At 34.5% G+C, this 16,138-nt stretch carries 16 protein-coding genes; 11 read left to right on the plus strand and 5 right to left on the minus strand.

Annotation, left to right across the window (positions count from 1 at the left end):
- The first annotated feature begins 60 nt into the window (after window positions 1–60).
- The 7 genes from AC3WTA_RS17850 to AC3WTA_RS17880 all read left to right on the plus strand — a co-directional run bounded on the left by AC3WTA_RS17850 (window position 61) and on the right by AC3WTA_RS17880 (window position 4,368).
- Window positions 61–681: an acetate uptake transporter gene (locus tag AC3WTA_RS17850; protein ID WP_000070921.1), complete on the plus strand. Its 621-nt coding sequence runs from the start codon at window positions 61–63 to the stop codon at window positions 679–681.
- Window positions 682–821: 140 nt separating this feature from the next.
- Complete coding sequence (locus tag AC3WTA_RS17855; RefSeq protein ID WP_001062763.1) at window positions 822–1,265, plus strand: flavodoxin; 444 nt, start codon at window positions 822–824, stop codon at window positions 1,263–1,265.
- Between the two features lie 16 nt (window positions 1,266–1,281).
- On the plus strand, window positions 1,282–2,181 hold the full coding sequence (locus tag AC3WTA_RS17860) for a WD40/YVTN/BNR-like repeat-containing protein (protein WP_000449520.1): 900 nt from the start codon (window positions 1,282–1,284) through the stop codon (window positions 2,179–2,181).
- Between the two features lie 216 nt (window positions 2,182–2,397).
- Window positions 2,398–2,598, plus strand: a complete 201-nt coding sequence (cspB, locus tag AC3WTA_RS17865; protein WP_001179147.1) for a cold shock-like protein CspB — start codon at window positions 2,398–2,400, stop codon at window positions 2,596–2,598.
- A gap of 192 nt (window positions 2,599–2,790) precedes the next feature.
- Window positions 2,791–3,636, plus strand: a complete 846-nt coding sequence (locus tag AC3WTA_RS17870) for an exonuclease (RefSeq protein WP_000426516.1) — start codon at window positions 2,791–2,793, stop codon at window positions 3,634–3,636.
- A gap of 192 nt (window positions 3,637–3,828) precedes the next feature.
- Window positions 3,829–3,990 (plus strand): hypothetical protein, encoded by a 162-nt coding sequence (locus AC3WTA_RS17875; protein WP_000387289.1) that lies wholly within the window; start codon window positions 3,829–3,831, stop codon window positions 3,988–3,990.
- Window positions 3,991–4,020: 30 nt separating this feature from the next.
- Window positions 4,021–4,368, plus strand: coding sequence for a hypothetical protein (locus AC3WTA_RS17880; protein ID WP_141549817.1), 348 nt, complete (start codon window positions 4,021–4,023; stop codon window positions 4,366–4,368).
- A 457-nt stretch (window positions 4,369–4,825) separates the two neighbouring features.
- Here AC3WTA_RS17880 and AC3WTA_RS17885 read toward each other — a convergent pair whose 3' ends face one another.
- Window positions 4,826–5,917 (minus strand): DUF3900 domain-containing protein, encoded by a 1,092-nt coding sequence (locus tag AC3WTA_RS17885; protein ID WP_000345047.1) that lies wholly within the window; start codon window positions 5,915–5,917, stop codon window positions 4,826–4,828.
- Between the two features lie 115 nt (window positions 5,918–6,032).
- Window positions 6,033–6,374, minus strand: a complete 342-nt coding sequence (locus AC3WTA_RS17890) for a hypothetical protein (protein ID WP_116480664.1) — start codon at window positions 6,372–6,374, stop codon at window positions 6,033–6,035.
- Window positions 6,375–6,736: 362 nt separating this feature from the next.
- Between AC3WTA_RS17890 and AC3WTA_RS17895 the strand changes: the two genes are divergently transcribed.
- Window positions 6,737–7,648: a VanW family protein gene (locus AC3WTA_RS17895; protein ID WP_000488977.1), complete on the plus strand. Its 912-nt coding sequence runs from the start codon at window positions 6,737–6,739 to the stop codon at window positions 7,646–7,648.
- Between the two features lie 175 nt (window positions 7,649–7,823).
- Window positions 7,824–8,732, plus strand: coding sequence for a VOC family protein (locus AC3WTA_RS17900; protein ID WP_000249890.1), 909 nt, complete (start codon window positions 7,824–7,826; stop codon window positions 8,730–8,732).
- Window positions 8,733–8,753: 21 nt separating this feature from the next.
- On the opposite strand, the gene AC3WTA_RS17905 is transcribed toward AC3WTA_RS17900, so the two are convergent.
- Together AC3WTA_RS17905 and AC3WTA_RS17910 are read right to left on the minus strand one after the other, a co-directional pair.
- Window positions 8,754–9,671 (minus strand): GNAT family acetyltransferase, encoded by a 918-nt coding sequence (locus tag AC3WTA_RS17905; protein ID WP_492332947.1) that lies wholly within the window; start codon window positions 9,669–9,671, stop codon window positions 8,754–8,756.
- On the minus strand, window positions 9,668–10,186 hold the full coding sequence (locus AC3WTA_RS17910) for a GNAT family N-acetyltransferase (protein ID WP_001103099.1): 519 nt from the start codon (window positions 10,184–10,186) through the stop codon (window positions 9,668–9,670). Before AC3WTA_RS17910 ends, AC3WTA_RS17905 begins: the two co-directional genes overlap by 4 nt.
- A 303-nt stretch (window positions 10,187–10,489) precedes the next feature.
- On the opposite strand from AC3WTA_RS17910, the gene AC3WTA_RS17915 reads away from it, so the two are divergent.
- Together AC3WTA_RS17915 and colA are read left to right on the plus strand one after the other, a co-directional pair.
- Entirely contained in the window at window positions 10,490–11,167 is a 678-nt protein-coding gene (locus tag AC3WTA_RS17915) for an MgtC/SapB family protein (protein ID WP_000115592.1), read from the plus strand.
- A gap of 203 nt (window positions 11,168–11,370) precedes the next feature.
- Window positions 11,371–14,286, plus strand: coding sequence for a collagenase ColA (gene colA, locus AC3WTA_RS17920; RefSeq protein WP_492332948.1), 2,916 nt, complete (start codon window positions 11,371–11,373; stop codon window positions 14,284–14,286).
- Window positions 14,287–14,647: 361 nt separating this feature from the next.
- Here the strand turns inward: colA and AC3WTA_RS17925 are convergent, their stop codons facing one another.
- Window positions 14,648–15,901 carry an ATP-binding protein gene (locus AC3WTA_RS17925; protein ID WP_000513013.1) on the minus strand — a complete coding sequence of 418 codons (1,254 nt, stop codon included), beginning with the start codon at window positions 15,899–15,901 and terminating at the stop codon, window positions 14,648–14,650.
- Window positions 15,902–16,138 lie beyond the last annotated feature (237 nt).

Genomic DNA, 16,138 nt, shown 5'->3' on the forward strand with positions numbered 1-16,138 from the left:
TTGACATAGTCTTCTGATTTAAGTATTGTATTCGAGTATGTTTATAATCAGGAGGTTTATATGAGCAATCAATCTACTACACATCATGTGAAAATGACAACAGCAGATCCATCTGGAATTGGTCTATTTGGATTAGCGATGGTAACACTTGTAGCATCATCTCAAAAGTTAGGCTTAACAGATGGCGTTTCACTTGTATTACCGTGGGCAATCTTTTTAGGAGGATTTGCACAAATCTTTGCGTGCATTCACGATGCAAAGCATAACAATACGTTCGGTACAACAGCATTCGGTGCATACGGCCTATTTTGGTTAGGTGTTGGAATGACTTGGTTAATTCAACTTGGAGTATTTGGCGAAAAATTAGCACAAGCTGCAGATTCAAAACAGCTGGGTGTAGCCTTTATTGGATATTTGATTTTCACAATCTTTATGACAATTGGTGCAATGGAAACACATAAAGTATTATTTATGATTTTCGTCCTTATTGATTTCTTATTTATTGGTCTTTCATTAAGTACTTTAGGTGTTATGCCGCATGCAATGCATAATTTAGCAGCGTATTCTGAACTATGTATTTCATTATTATCTTTCTATGGTTCAGCAGCAGCAGTGTTAAATACACACTTCGGTAAAGTTGTATTACCAGTTGGAAAGCCGTTTGGTATTTTTAAAAAGTAATAAAAAAGCACAGATGATTGTATAGTCATCTGTGCTTTTTTGTATGGAATAAATAAAAATGAAAAAATATAATTGAAATTGATTCTCATTATTAATATAATGAGAATGAGAATCATTTATTGTAAGAGGGGGATGCCGAAGTGGCAAAAATTTTAATAGCTTATGCAAGTATGTCAGGAAATACAGAGAGTATTGCTGATTTAATAAAAGTTAGTTTAGATGCTTTTGATCATGAAGTAGTATTGCAAGAAATGGAAGGCATGGATGCTGAAGAATTATTGGCCTATGATGGAATCATTTTAGGATCTTATACGTGGGGCGATGGTGAATTACCGTTTGAGGCGGAAGATTTCCATGAGGACTTAGAAAATATAGATTTATCAGGGAAGAAAGTAGCGGTATTCGGATCAGGTGATACGGCGTATGAACTATTTTGTGAAGCGGTAACGATATTTGAAGAAAGACTTGTAGAACGCGGTGCAGAGCTTGTGCAAGAAGGATTGAAAATCGAACTAGCTCCAGAAGATGAAGAGGATGTTGAAAAATGCAGTAATTTTGCAATTGCATTTGCTGAGAAGTTCTAAGAATGGGAGTGTCAACGTGGAGACAATGTTAAGTGCGACCGCTATTACAAAGTTAAGAGATGGAAAACTTATGTTAGCTACTACATATAATGGCTTATTTATTGAACGAGACGGAGAATGGAAACAAATATTAAATGGTTTTCAAAAACGAATTAGGGATTTACATAGCGAAGATAATGTAGTGTATGGTGTAGGTGACGAAGGGATTTTTATTCGTAGTATGAATGGTGGAGAGAACTGGACGGTTCAGCGTTTTCCAACAAAAGCAACGAGTTGGAATGTTTGTAGTAATGTACAAGGAACAGTCATTGCTCATGGAGATAAAACGTTGTATCATTCTAATGATTTTGGTTCGACATGGGAAACCATTCATCCATTTCTTGAGTATGGTGGCGGGGCACCATCTATTCGATCGTTATTTTTATATAAACATTACTTATTTATCGGTACGAAAATACATGCTAAATATGGTGGTGTTTGGCTCTTTAATTTGGAGACACGTAAATTAAAGAGGATTAAAATCGTGATGAATCAGATGATCTCAGCGTTGACTGTACACAATTCTTATATAGTAGCAGCGAGTGGATCATGCAAGGGTATTAGCGGGAATATTTCTTTTTGTAAAATAGATGAAAGTATTGAGAGTGAAAAAACATATTGGCATACATGTCAAAGTGAGCAGAAAGCAAGTAGCTATTTAGCCTTGAGTGTAGATCAACATGTGCTATATACAACGTCAACGCAAAATAAGGCGGGGATTAGTACGGTTTGTCGTGTACTTCTAGAAGAAGAACTTGTTACAGTATGTGACTCAGTTAAAGGGCATGGCTGGCGCATCGTTAACCAAAAAGAGGGTTATGTTGTAGCTGGATCAGGTGAATCAAAAGCGATGCAATGGAAGAAAAAAATTATATAGCAAAAAAAACTTTACTTTTATTATATTGATATGATATAGTTACTTTAAACCATTTTACTTTTAATAATATAGAGATTTAAATGAGCTGTAACTTCCGAGGAGGATAGCAATGTTAAATCTCCTCTGGGGTTGCAGTTTTTTAATGTTTGAAGTATTATTGTAAAGTGGTTGAAAATGAATATGTACATATAGGTACATTGTAGGAGGATTTTTTAAATGCAAAACGGTAAAGTAAAATGGTTTAACGCAGAAAAAGGTTTCGGTTTCATCGAAGTTGAAGGCGGAGAAGACGTATTCGTTCATTTCTCAGCTATCCAAGGCGACGGCTTCAAATCTTTAGAAGAAGGTCAAGAAGTTACTTTCGAAGTAGAACAAGGTAACCGTGGACCTCAAGCTACAAACGTAAACAAGAAGTAATTACGGAAAAAAGAAGGGCTTGCCCTTCTTTTTTTTGCATTTTTATTGAATAACCTCCTATGTACATATAATAATGAGATTAAATTTTTGTTTATTAGACGAAGTATTTCATGCATAAAGTGCATGAATGAATAAATAAATACTGAAAATAGAGTATGTGTGTGAAAAGGAATTTAGAAAGAGGTAAATAAATTGGAAAACGCTACACATTTTATTGTGTTCGATATAGAGAGAAATTTCAGGCCGTATAAATCAGAAGATCCGTCAGAGATAGTTGATATCGGAGCTGTAAAAATAGAAGCAAGTACAATGAAGGTAATTGGAGAATTTTCGGAGTTAGTAAAGCCGAGTGCACGACTCACTCGTCATACGACAAAATTAACGGGAATTACAAAGAAAGATTTAATTGGTGTGGAGAAATTCCCACAAATTATAGAGAAATTTATTCAATTTATCGGAGAAGACTCTGTATTTGTTTCATGGGGTAGAGAAGATTATCGTTTTCTATCTCATGATTGTACGTTATACGGTGTAGAATGCCCATGTATGGAAAAAGAGAGCAAATTTGATTTGCAGAAGTTTGTTTTCCAAGCGTATGAAGAGTTATTTGAGCATACACCAAGTTTACAATTTGCAGTAGAACAGCTCGGTTTAACGTGGGAAGGGAAGCAGCACCGAGCTTTAGCGGATGCTGAGAATACAGCGAATATACTTCTTAAAGTATATAGCGAGAGAGACATTCATAAACGGTACAAAAGACATGGTGAGCTTGAACTTGTAGAGAACGGAAAACTAACAGAAAAAGCGAAAAAAAAGATGCGAAAATGGGTATTTAAAGAAATGAGAAAAAATACAGAGCGTCCTTTCGTTTGGAGTGCATTTGAAAGTAGTGACACGTGGGAAAGTATAACGGAAAGATATTATATAAGTGAAGCTACAATAGAACTTCTGAAAAAGCATTTTCGTACGGCGGTTAGAAAAGCGGAAAGGCAGATTAGGTATTTGACTGAGATGGAGGAGAATGTAGAGGTTAAATGACATTCTCCTCTATTTCTAGCTACATAAATTTAACGTCATTGTACTGATGGATGAATAAAGTATTCATATTAAATAGGAATTGATTTGTTGTGATTAGGCCATTATAATTGCTTTGAAAATTAAGGTTTGGTAAGAATTTTTAAATACATTCATAAAATTAGAGCCCATAGAAATGAAAGAGGGTAGAGTTAAATGGAAGCAATCTTTAACATTGTAACAGTTTTAGTTTTTGGGATAATATTTACCACGCTATTAGCAGTAATTACACTTCCTTTCATAGCAAAGAAGAAGAATTGGAAAAAGCTTAATATATCTTTAAAGCGTGGTGTATTAAAGATTAAAATCGAAGAGTAAATATGAGTTTTATACAAGGGAGGTGTGATAGTGATAGACTTGGATATTAAAGATGTCACCGTACAGATGGAATTAAACGGAGTCTTTTGGAATGAGGATGGGCTTGCTGAAATGACGGTGACTACAAAAGCTGAGCATTCTCTTATTCTTCGTCTAGTAGTTGACTTAGAAAGTAAAACTATTAGGGCGACGAGTGCCGAAATAGTGAATGGATTCTGCCCTCTGTGCAAACAGAAAAGGGACGAATGTAGTGAACTTAATGATTTGCAAAACAAAATGGATATTTTAGAAAAAGCCTATGATTGGGTGAGAGAGCATCCAGAATATCGTTTTCAATTATCTTTTTACGAGTACAATAAATTTGAGGTAGTGAAGTGAAATGAAATTTTCACTTGAACAACATACATAGTGGCTAAAAGAAAAACACCAAAAACTTATAAAAGGACTCGGTCAACTAGAAATATTGCAGCAGTTACTTTTAATTGAAATACGTTTGTACAACAAGGAAGCAATATACTTAATCCTGCAACAAATGTCCTCTTGGATCAAAAATAAACATATTTTGTTATAAAGCAGAAAAACCGATTCTTAGTAGGATCGGTTTTTTATATAACTGTCAACTATGTTCCAAATAAAAGAGCGCTTATTAACAGCGCTCAGTAAAAATAGATATATGGAAGGATTTATCCCGCATTAACGGGCAGTAAGACCCCCCACCTTAAAATTCAGCTGAAGCAACGAAGTTAGATGGGGGATCAACTGCCCGTAAAAGCCCGATTGGTTCAACTAATAATCAGTGGGGATGAACAAAACCCCCACTGATTAAAGTTTCACTTTATTCAATCCCGTTCGGATCATAAGAATACTGCTGCTTATTCTCAATCCGCTCAATCACATCTTGCAATTCATCTGGCTTCAGAAACTCAATTGGAGAGAAGCCTTTCTCAAACGTAAGTGTATCAGCCTCAATCATTAATACGTATCGATCATTTACCTTTGCGATATGTATTTGATCCCCGAAATCAGCAAGCAGGGCCTTCACAGAGATATGATCTGCTTTTAGCTTTAATTCCACTTCAGGAGCATGCTCGACGATTTGAGCGGTAGCTTCCATTACTTCTTCGGTTGAAAATTGTTCCATAATTTCGCGTTTCGGACTGGCAGCCCATACTTCCATTGCTTGGTCGAATTGTTCGCGTTCTTCCGTACCTTCTTCAAATACATCTTCAATTTGGTCGTATACCATGTCCATTACTTGTGTTTTCATAATTTCAGGCATAGAGCGTTCGTACTCGACGAATTTTAAGAAGTCTTCAAAGTAGCGGGCGTGTGATGCTTGGTGAATTTTTAGCTCACCCACTTCGACCATACCTTCTTCAGGCATGTACGGATATTGGATAGATTTCATGTTTTTTGTTGTGATGGCCATTTCAACGTTACGAATCAGCGTGGATTCATCTGAAATAGAAGCGACTTTCGGTTCGAAGTCACATTTCATAACGAAAACGAATGGATCATCAAAGTATTTGCGTAGTTTTGCTTGCGCAATTAAAAATACACCACCGCGTACAGCGCTTGTGTCCAGATATGTATAAACGAGAGGTTCACTCATATCTTTGAAGTTTTCTTTTGTTTCCGCAAAGCGAATGCGATTAAAGAGGTTGTAATGAGGGTTTGAATCAAGTTCGTGCCCTTCTTCTACAATGAAGCGACCGATCTTTGTCGGAGCTTGTTCTGTTTTCGCATGACGTTCTACTTTTCGCTTTGAAATTTTTAATAATTCACCATTCAAAAATTCTTTTAAGGAGCTATCTTCATACTCTTCAGCGTCTAACGTTTGAAAATGTTTGTAGCGTTTATCAACAGCTTCACCTTTTCCTTCTACTTGTACAACATAAAAGGAAAGATAATTTATTTCAAAATCCATATTTATCACCTTGTTTCATTTCATTAACTCTTATCAGTATAGAGATGGAAAAAACTTTCGTCAATTTATATAAGGAAGGGGGAGCCCCTTCCTTTATATATTTTTACTTTCGAAATTAAAATCCGTCTTCTAATGCTGAAAATGGAATGTTTAGTCTGTTTTCTATTGTACGTAAACGTTGGTTTAATCGGTTTAATCTACGTGTATGACGCTCAACCGTGTTTTCTAATTGACGTACTCTTTGTTCAAGTTCATTTACTCGTCTTTCTAGTTGACGGTTTCCAGTACCAGGAAAAGAGATTGGAAGTTGGAATTGTCGATTTTGATCATATGGATTAACTTGTTCTGCTGGATCTATATATTGTTGGTATTGTGCTTGTAAATCATATTGAGGCTGATAACCATTTTGGTTATATGGATCGTATGGATTGTAGGGGTACATAAAAACATCCTCCATTTCTTTAAAATAGGTTAATTCACCATAATGTATGTGTAAAAGCGGAGTGTGGCACGGCAAATACCTATTTATGTTCACAGGATGTTCCTTTATAAATAAGAATATGGAGTTTTACATTTGTATTTCTTTTGATTTATGGTATATACTGGATAAAAAGGTGGGGTTACATAAAGGTTACAATTCTATCGAACTCAAACTTTTATGTAAATATGTATAGACATTTGGAAAAGAAAAGAGTAATTTATATAGAGTAAAAAATAACTTGTAACATTTTATAAATATATTGTAAAATGATTGTAACAAAACATACATAAAAATGAAATAATACATAAAAGTAATATTGGGAAAAAGGGGAGAGTATATTGTTCCGTAAAGTAAAGGGTATATTAGTTGGGGTGTTATGTGTAGCTATAGTGAGTGGTTGTGGTGCAAAAGTAAGTGATGTTGCATTAGTAAGTGATATTGGTGGCCACACGGTAGAGGCTAAAGCAGAGGTACAGGATTCTATTAGTTTAGTAGATGGTCGTACTGGTACGGAAGTGAAAAAGCTAGATTTATCGAGTCTAGGTTATTTTGAAGACGAAGCAAAATTTAAAAAATCGGTAACGAAGGTTGCTAGCGAGGTTGGAAAAAGCGTGGACAAAAAGATGGTCCCTTCACGTGTAGCACCTGATGGAAGTTGGCAAGAAGGAAAACCTTCTTATGAATTAATGGAAAAAGAATTAGTAGATAAATTATTAAACGTTGGCATGTGGGATTCTTCATATCAATTACCTATTGTTGAGAAAAAGCCTATCGCAACATTAAGTGATGCGCAAGGAAGTGGTACGGTAATTGGTAGATATGAAACGAATTTAGGTGGCTCAGCAGGTGGCCGTATTGAGAATATCCGTTTGTCAGCAGCGAGCATAAATGGAGTTGTATTAGCAAAAGGAGACAGTTTCTCTTTCAATGCATTAATTGGTGATACAACGCCAGATAAAGGGTATCAATTAGGAAAAGAAATTGTAGATGGTAAATTAGTAGATGGATATGGCGGTGGTGTTTGTCAAACATCATCAACATTATACAATGCAGCAGATCAAGCTGGTTTGAAAATGGTAGAGAGAACGACACATTCTAAAACGGTAGGTTATGTTCCACAAGGAAGAGATGCTACAATTGCATATCCATACTTAGACTTAGTGTTTGAAAACACGAATGATGCACCTGTGAAACTTTATATGGGCATTCAGGGTGGAAAGTTAGTTGCTGAAGTACATAAAATGAAATAATAGTTATAAAGTCACCTTTTCTGAAAGTTAGAAGAGGTGACTTTTTTATTATGAAAATAAAAAATGAGTGTAAATTCTGACTTTTCTTATTTACATAGGATGATTTTAGTTGTATCCTTCATAGTAACGGTTATATGAAATAGGAAAATATCAGGATAAGGAGATGGAGTTATTCATGGTACAAATTCATCCGAAAACACGTATTGGTCATGTTGAATTTAAAGTGCAAAATTTAGAGCGCCAAATTGCATTTTATGAGAATGTAGTAGGCTTAGAAGTAATTAAGCAAGAGGCGAATAAAGCATATTTATCAGGAAAAGGTGGAAAGAACACGTTACTTGTTCTTGAAAAGTTAGAGGACGGGGTACTGCAAGAGCCGCGTACGACTGGTATATATCATGTAGCCTTTTTAGTTCCGACTCGTGAGGCGTTTGCTTCGGCATTATTTGGTGTGATTCGTAATAAGCACGTAATTGATAGCCCGGCTGAGCAAGAAGGGCGTTATACATATTCAAATGAAATTTTACCAATTTCAAGGTTTAATAGTGCAAGTGATCATACGTATAGCGAAGCTTTTTATTTACAAGACTTAGAGGGAAATGGTATTGAAATTTATGCAGACCGTCCGCGCGATCAATGGGGAGAAGGACCAGGAGGCAGTACGCCGCTTGATTTAAAAGAACTGGCAACACTCGTTGATTATGAGGTTGATGGGTTGCCTGCTAATACTGTCGTTGGGCACGTACATTTACGAATAGCGGATGTAGAGAAGTCACACGAGTTTTATGTAGAGACAGTAGGATTTGAAGTGCAACAGCGTGAAGATGACTGCTTATTCATTTCTGCAGGAGGATATCATCACCATATCGGTGCAAATACGTGGAACGGAGTAAATAATCCTCATCCACCAGCGTATGCAACTGGACTTAAGGTATATACAATTGTATTACCGCATAAAGAAGCGTTAGATGGAGTGAAAGAAAGATTAATAGAAAAACAACATAAAGTAAACGAAAGTACAAACGGATTTACAGTAGTAGATCCTAGTGGTATTACAGTGCAGTTTGAAATAGAGACAGCATAAAAGAAGTCGGAAGGTGTATAATCACTTTCCGACTTCTTTTTGATACGTAATCCAAGTAGCACAAGGATTGAAAGGAAAAGATTTTAATATCTCCATTGCATATATACTCGTTGAATCGAATTCACCTTGAATGAAAGAATAACCATGTTTACTTGCATACATAGCTTGTTTGAAAACGAGAAGTTTCAGTAAGGATAAATTTTCTGTAGTGTGAGTCCCACACCATCCTAGTTCTACCGTATTATCTTTTTCTGATGTATGGAGGAAAGAGTACGCAATAATTTTATTCTCTTCATCTATCATTACAAAGCTCCCATCTAGTAACACATCATCAGTTAACATCTGTTCTTTCCAAGTTTCGAGCGGGTATGAGGCAACGGGATTTGCTAAGTGAGTATCCTCATAATTCGTTTTTACTAAGTGAGCTAGCTTTTCAAAGAAGCTATTATTAGACAAGATGTTTGATAAGGTTTGTACATCATAATTTGAATGAAGCATTGTATCGATAGCTATGATTTTTCGTACGTCTAATATCGGCATATATGTTCTTCGGATTTCCGTAAAATTATGTTCTTTATAATAGGCTTTTAAATGAGCCGATGTTTCCCATATAGAGGTTTTTAATGGTAATTTGAAGTTTTCTCGTTTTAGAATCTCGGTTAATAAAATTTGTTCTATGTGTAGCACTGAATAGAAAGGGTTCGTATATATTCGAAAGTATGTGCAGTATGGATGGAAGTTATTATTCCAGGTGAGAAAGATGCCTACTACATCTTTTTTATAGTAGGCAACATATGCACATTTTGTTTTATTATCTCGTAATAAGTTAAATAGATAAGAGTCCTCATTGTATAAATCAATAAGTTGTTTTACTTTTAGCTCATTACTTCTACTATATTTCTCTATAACAAGATTATTTTTATCGGATGACTTTTTCATAGCTCAATCCAAAATCTTCTTACTACATTTCCATCTTCCTCGATGAAATCATCATCACGAAGCCCGCCGTTATGTAAAATTGTTTTTTCTGATCCTGTATTCACTTCGTCACAAACGACAAGTACTTTCTCGATGTTTAATTCCTTCGTTTTTTCTAGCGATAACTCTAATAACTTCGTAGCATAACCTTTTTTTCTTTCGGAAGGGCGAATGCCATAACCGATATGACCGCCAGCGTTAAATAAATGTTCGGTTAAACTATGACGTATATTAACAGCTCCTACAATTTTATTTTCATCTGTAACGAGCCAATACGTAGAGTCTGGTACCCAAGATTCAGGGAGGTTTATTCCGTTATGTGCATCGTGAAGTTCTTGAATCATTGCCGTGAAATTAGAGGGATCTTTTGAGATAACCCACGGAATCATCGTTTCACCGCTATCTTTCCATTCGTTATAAAAATCTAAGTATTCTTCTTGTAAATCGATAGTAGGTGTAAGTAAAGAGACGTTCATTGTTAGTAAGCTCCTTTATTTATGTAGTATGTATAAAAAAATACGGCGCAAAATGTAAGCGTTTTCTAAACTTTCTCAACCTCATTTTATGCAATCCATATCCCGTTTTTAAATGGAAAGTAAAGTTTATGGTTTTTCGTATAAAAAGTGGGCTGAATTCTATTTATGTTAATATTGAAAATATTAACATAAATCACCTAGGATATTAAGTATATTTTAATGAAATGTTATTATATCGATAAATGGATGTGTGTGATAATTTTTGTTTTATCTATCTATAATGAATGAAAGGGGGAAGGGCTCGTGAGTGTAAATTTTGATTTGATTATACGAATCGGTGTTGCGGGTTTGTTAGGAGCAATAATCGGTATTGAAAGGGAAATTCGATCAAAAGAAGCGGGATTAAAAACACATTTCCTAGTAGCGGTAGGAAGTGCATTAATAATGGTCGTTTCGAAATATGCTTTTTCAGATATTATGAATGAAGAACATATGGCTCTTGATCCGAGCCGTATTGCAGCGCAAGTTGTTAGTGGAGTAGGTTTTTTAGGTGCAGGTACAATTATTATTCAAAAACAGGCAGTGAAAGGATTAACGACAGCGGCTGGTTTATGGGCTACAGCAGGAATTGGATTAGCAATAGGGGCTGACATGTATGTAGTAGGCATTGGAGCGACGATTCTCGTTTTAATTGGTTTAGAGATTGTGAGTCGTATTTTTAAGGTGCAATTTTTATTTCCGCAAAATATAACAGTGCAAATGTGTATAAATAAACATGAGGCGGTACAGCAAATATTAGAAATGCTTCAAGTGAAAGGCATTCCAATACTGTCATATGAAGTGGAAGCTTTACAGCGAGGTACGGAAATAGTTTATAAGGTAGGGATGCAGCTAAAAAATATATCGTCAGAAGAAAAGAATGAATTTATTCAGCATATGCAAACATTACCGGAAGTTACGTTTATAAAGTTAAAATCATAGCGTTGAAAACGAGGATAGATATAGCAGGAATTTCGCTATTATCTATCTTTTTTTGATATAAAATTCACATAAAGTCAAGTGTTAATTTTGCGCGGTATGGATACATGTGTGAACGTTCCCTTATTTTTTCTCAATACAGAATAAAAAGTAAGAATAGTAAAATAATGGTGCGGGACACTAAAAAATGTAAGGTAGGGGAGAGCATGAAAGGCTATTCAAAAAAAGTGTTAGTAGGGGTAAGTTTTGCTAGTTTAATGTTAGGAAGTTTTCAAGGGAGCACATTGGCAGAAAGTACAAAGGGAGAGCAAGTTTCTTATCGGAATGTGCTCAAAATGGAGCCAGTTGGTGTACAACTACCAGTGCAAGAATTAGCTCATTCATCAAAAGTGCTTGAAAGCAAGTCTTTTGAGAAAAGGCTACAATTTGCTGATTTGTCGCAAAGACCACCTGAAGTGAAAAAGGAAAGTAAGCAATTAGCTGCAGCGAAAACTTATACAATTGCTGAATTAAATCAATTAAGCAATCAGCAGTTAGTAGATTTACTTGTAACAATCAATTGGGAGCAAATTACGGGTCTATTTCAGTTTAATAAGGATAGTCTTGCATTCTATCAAAATGATAGTAGGATGCAGGCAATTATTGATAAATTGAAGCAGCAAGGACAAGCTTATACGAAAGATGATTCCAAAGGGATTGAGACTTTAGTAGAGGTATTACGTTCAGGGTTTTATTTAGGATTTTATCATACAGAATTAAGTAAACTAAATGAGCGGAGCTATCATGATAAATGCTTACCTGCATTAAAAACGATTGCGAATAACCCGAATTTTAAACTTGGTACGTTAGAACAAAATAGAGTTGTATCATCATACGGAAAATTAATAGGAAATGCTTCGAGTGATGTGGAAACGATAACATCAGCTGCAAAGATTTTCAAACAATATAACGATAATTTTTCTACATTGGTAGACAATCTATCAGCTGGAAATGCGATTTACGATATTATGCAAGGTGTTGATTACGACATTCAATCGTATTTGTACGATACGAGAAAAGCACCGAAAGATACAGTATGGTACCAAAAAATTGATAGCTATATTAATGAATTAAGTCGTTTTGCTTTAATTGGAACGGTGACAGAGAAGAATGGTTGGTTAATTAATAATGGTATTTATTATACAGGTAGAGTTGGTACGTTCCATAGTACAGGAACGAAAGGATTGCAAGTTGTAACAGACGCGATGAAAATGTATCCGTATTTAGGAGAGCAATATTTCGTAGCGGCTGAGCAAATCGCGACGAATTATGGCGGGAAAGATGCAAATGGAAATGTTGTTAATTTAGATCAAATACGAGAAGATGGGAAGAAAAAGTATTTGCCGAAAACGTATACGTTTGATGATGGTGCAATTGTTTTAAAAGCTGGAGATAAAGTGACAGAAGAAAAGGTAAAACGTCTATATTGGGCGGCAAAAGAAGTGAAGGCACAATTCCATCGTACGGTTGAAAGTGATCAACCTTTAGAAAAAGGAAATCCTGATGATGTATTAACGATGGTTATTTATAATAGTCCAGCTGAGTATCAATTTAACCGTCAATTGTACGGGTATGAAACGAATAACGGAGGTCTTTATATAGAAGGAACAGGTACGTTCTTTACTTATGAACGTACGCCAGAAGAAAGTATTTATAGTTTAGAAGAATTGTTCCGACACGAGTTCACGCATTACTTGCAAGGTAGATATGAAGTACCAGGGCTTTGGGGACAAGGTAAGATGTATGAGAACGAGAGATTATCCTGGTTTGAAGAAGGGAATGCGGAGTTTTTTGCAGGGGCAACGAGAACAGATAATGTTGTACCGAGAAAGAGTATTATAGGAGGGATATCTTCAAATCCAGCAGAACGTTATACGGCAGAGCGAACGTTAAATGCAAAGTATGGAACGTGGGATTTCTATAATTATTCCTTCGCTTTACAATCGTATATGTACAATAAGAGATATGATATGTTTGACAAAGTTCATGATCTTATTAGAAAAAATGATGTAACAGCATATGATGCATACCGCTCTGCATTAAGTAAAGATACGAATTTAAATAAAGAGTATCAAGACTATATGCAAATGTTAGTCGATAACCGAGAGAAATATAATGTTCCATTAGTATCAGATGATTATTTAGCAACTCACGCACCAAAACCAGTTTCAGATATTGCGGCAGAAATTACAGCAGAAGCAAAATTAAGTAATGTGTCAGTTAAGAAAAATAAATCACAGTTCTTTAATACATTTACACTGCAAGGAACGTATACAGGTACTACTGTAAAAGGGGAATATGAAGACTGGAAAACAATTACACAAAACGTAAATGATACGTTAAAACGTTTAAGTGCAAAAGAATGGACAGGTTATAAAACAGTAACAGCTTATTTTGTGAATTATCGTGTGAATGCATCAGGACAATTTGAATATGATGTTGTATTCCATGGTATGAATACAGAAGAAGGTGCTGTGAATAAAGCACCAGTTGCGGTTATAAATGGTCCATATAACGGAAATGTAAATGAAGCAATTTCGTTTAAAAGCGATGGATCAAGAGATGAAGATGGGAAAATTGTTGCTTATAAATGGGAGTTTGGTGATGGTACTGTAAGTAATGAACAAAATCCGACCCATGTATACACAAAAGAAGGAACATATACGGCAAAATTAACAGTAACAGATGACAAAGGATTAACGAATACGGTTACAACGAATGTAACGGTTCAAAAGAAAGAAGATAACAGTGTCGAAAAAGAGCCAAATAACTCATTCCAGACAGCGAATAAACTGCAATTAAATCAAGTTTTACGTGCTAGTTTAGGAAATGGTGATACGAGTGATTACTTTGAAATAAATGTGGAAACTGCGAAAAACCTACAAATTAATGTAACGAAGGAAAATAATATCGGAGTAAACTGGGTTCTTTATTCAGAAGCGGATTTAAATAATTATGTTACGTATGCCCAGCAAGACGGGAATAAGTTAGTAGGAAGTTACTACACATATCCAGGAAAATATTATTTACATGTGTATCAGTATGGCGGAGGAACAGGGGGTTATACGGTAGAAGTGAAATAGCAAAAGAGAAATTGTCTTTCAATGAATGGAAATCAATTTAAGTCTATATCAAGTAATACAGGTTACAATATCAGTTATGAAGATATTGTATCTTTACGAATGTTAAAAATTTAATATTTAAAATAAAAAATAACTATAGGTAATGTATCTAATGATATTAAGAAATCAAGTATTAAGAGACCTTATCTTGAAGTTAAGTAGACCTAATCAGTAAATGAGATACAATCGATGAATTATGATTTCATAGAGATGTGAGCAAAATAATAAAATTTAAGTATGTTTGATTTAATTAAAGGACTAGAGTTTATCAGTAAAAACAGATATACTCTGGTCCTTATTACGTTTAACTTATTACGTCATATTAGCAGGGGATACTAATGGAAAATCGTGTACCTTGACCTAATTTACTCTCTATTTCTATATCACCGTTTAATTCTTTAATAATACTATAGGCAATCATAGTACCAAGCCCAGTTCCTTTTTCTGTTGTTGAATAGAATGGTAAAGCAATCCGCTTTATTTGTTGAGAGGACATTCCAACCCCTGAATCAATAATATCGATTATAATATTACCTTTAATTTTCTGTATATTTATTTGTAATACTCCACCATTTATCATGGCCTCAATTCCGTTTTGTATGATGTTGTTTAGACAGATCCTGAATTTTTCGGGGTCTCCATTTATATAAAAGGAATTTGTACTATTTTGTATTATTTCAACTTTGTATGATAGAGCGAGTGGTGAAATAGTGTCTTTCACTTGATTTAAAATATGATTAATATCTATTTTCTCTTTTAGGGTGTTCTGTGGTTTTGTTAAAGATAAATAGTTATTAATAGTAGATTGTATATGTTGCATTTCAATTAACATGATTTCTAAGTACTGATCCTGAGGTAGCTTAGAGGCATGTTTTTCATTTAACAATTGAGTGAATCCGTGTACTGTGGTTAGTGGATTGTGGATTTCGTGTGCAATGGACGCGGCTAGTTCGCTAGCTATATAAAATTTTTCAGCCCGTTGCAGCTTTTCTTTCATTTTATATTTCTCGATCATTCCCTCAATTAAATACACTGATAATAATACTGTAAATATATTAATGATTATATAATTTAATAAAAATTCTATGAGAGTAGAGTCAATTTTACCACCTGTATTTATTTGAGTTACAATACCGCAGATAGAAAGTGAAGTTGTACATACTAAAATAAGAAGCAAGCTTAATAATATCTTTTTTTCTTTAACATACATTGGTAATAAGTAACGAAAGAGCATTGTTATAACAGAAATAATAGTAAAGATAATAAATGATGGAAGAACTCCATTTCCGCCTAAGAAAAATCGATAAGAAAGATATAAAATTCCTATAAAAACAATGTTTTTTGTATTTCCATATAGAAAAACTAATATGATAGGAATAAAACGTAAATCATAAATAAATCCAGCATGTAGATGAAAAGGAAAAGTCATGCAAAAAATAATAGCAATGGAGGAAAGGATAGAAATCAATATATTATTACATGTTATTTTTTCTTTAAATTCTAGCCAAAATACGTGGTAGCTAAGGATACAAATTATTATTATAAAGGTATTTAATAAAAGAGTAGATATTCCCATAGTTTTGCATCTCCGATAGTTTGTATATTGGGTTATGTATGAGTTAAACTTAGATGTTTAGTATCAGTAGACTTTTTATCTAAAAAAGGAAGGGCACTTGAAAAGTACTATTATATTAATCGTATTAGAATTGATAAGGAAGTTAGGAAAAATAATAGATAAAAAACCTACTTAGATATTTATACATATGAAACTAGTAATTGACTTTTGTATAGGTAAAACTGGGATTGAGTTACT

The organism is Bacillus sp. EB106-07-01-XG149, assembly GCF_058791555.1.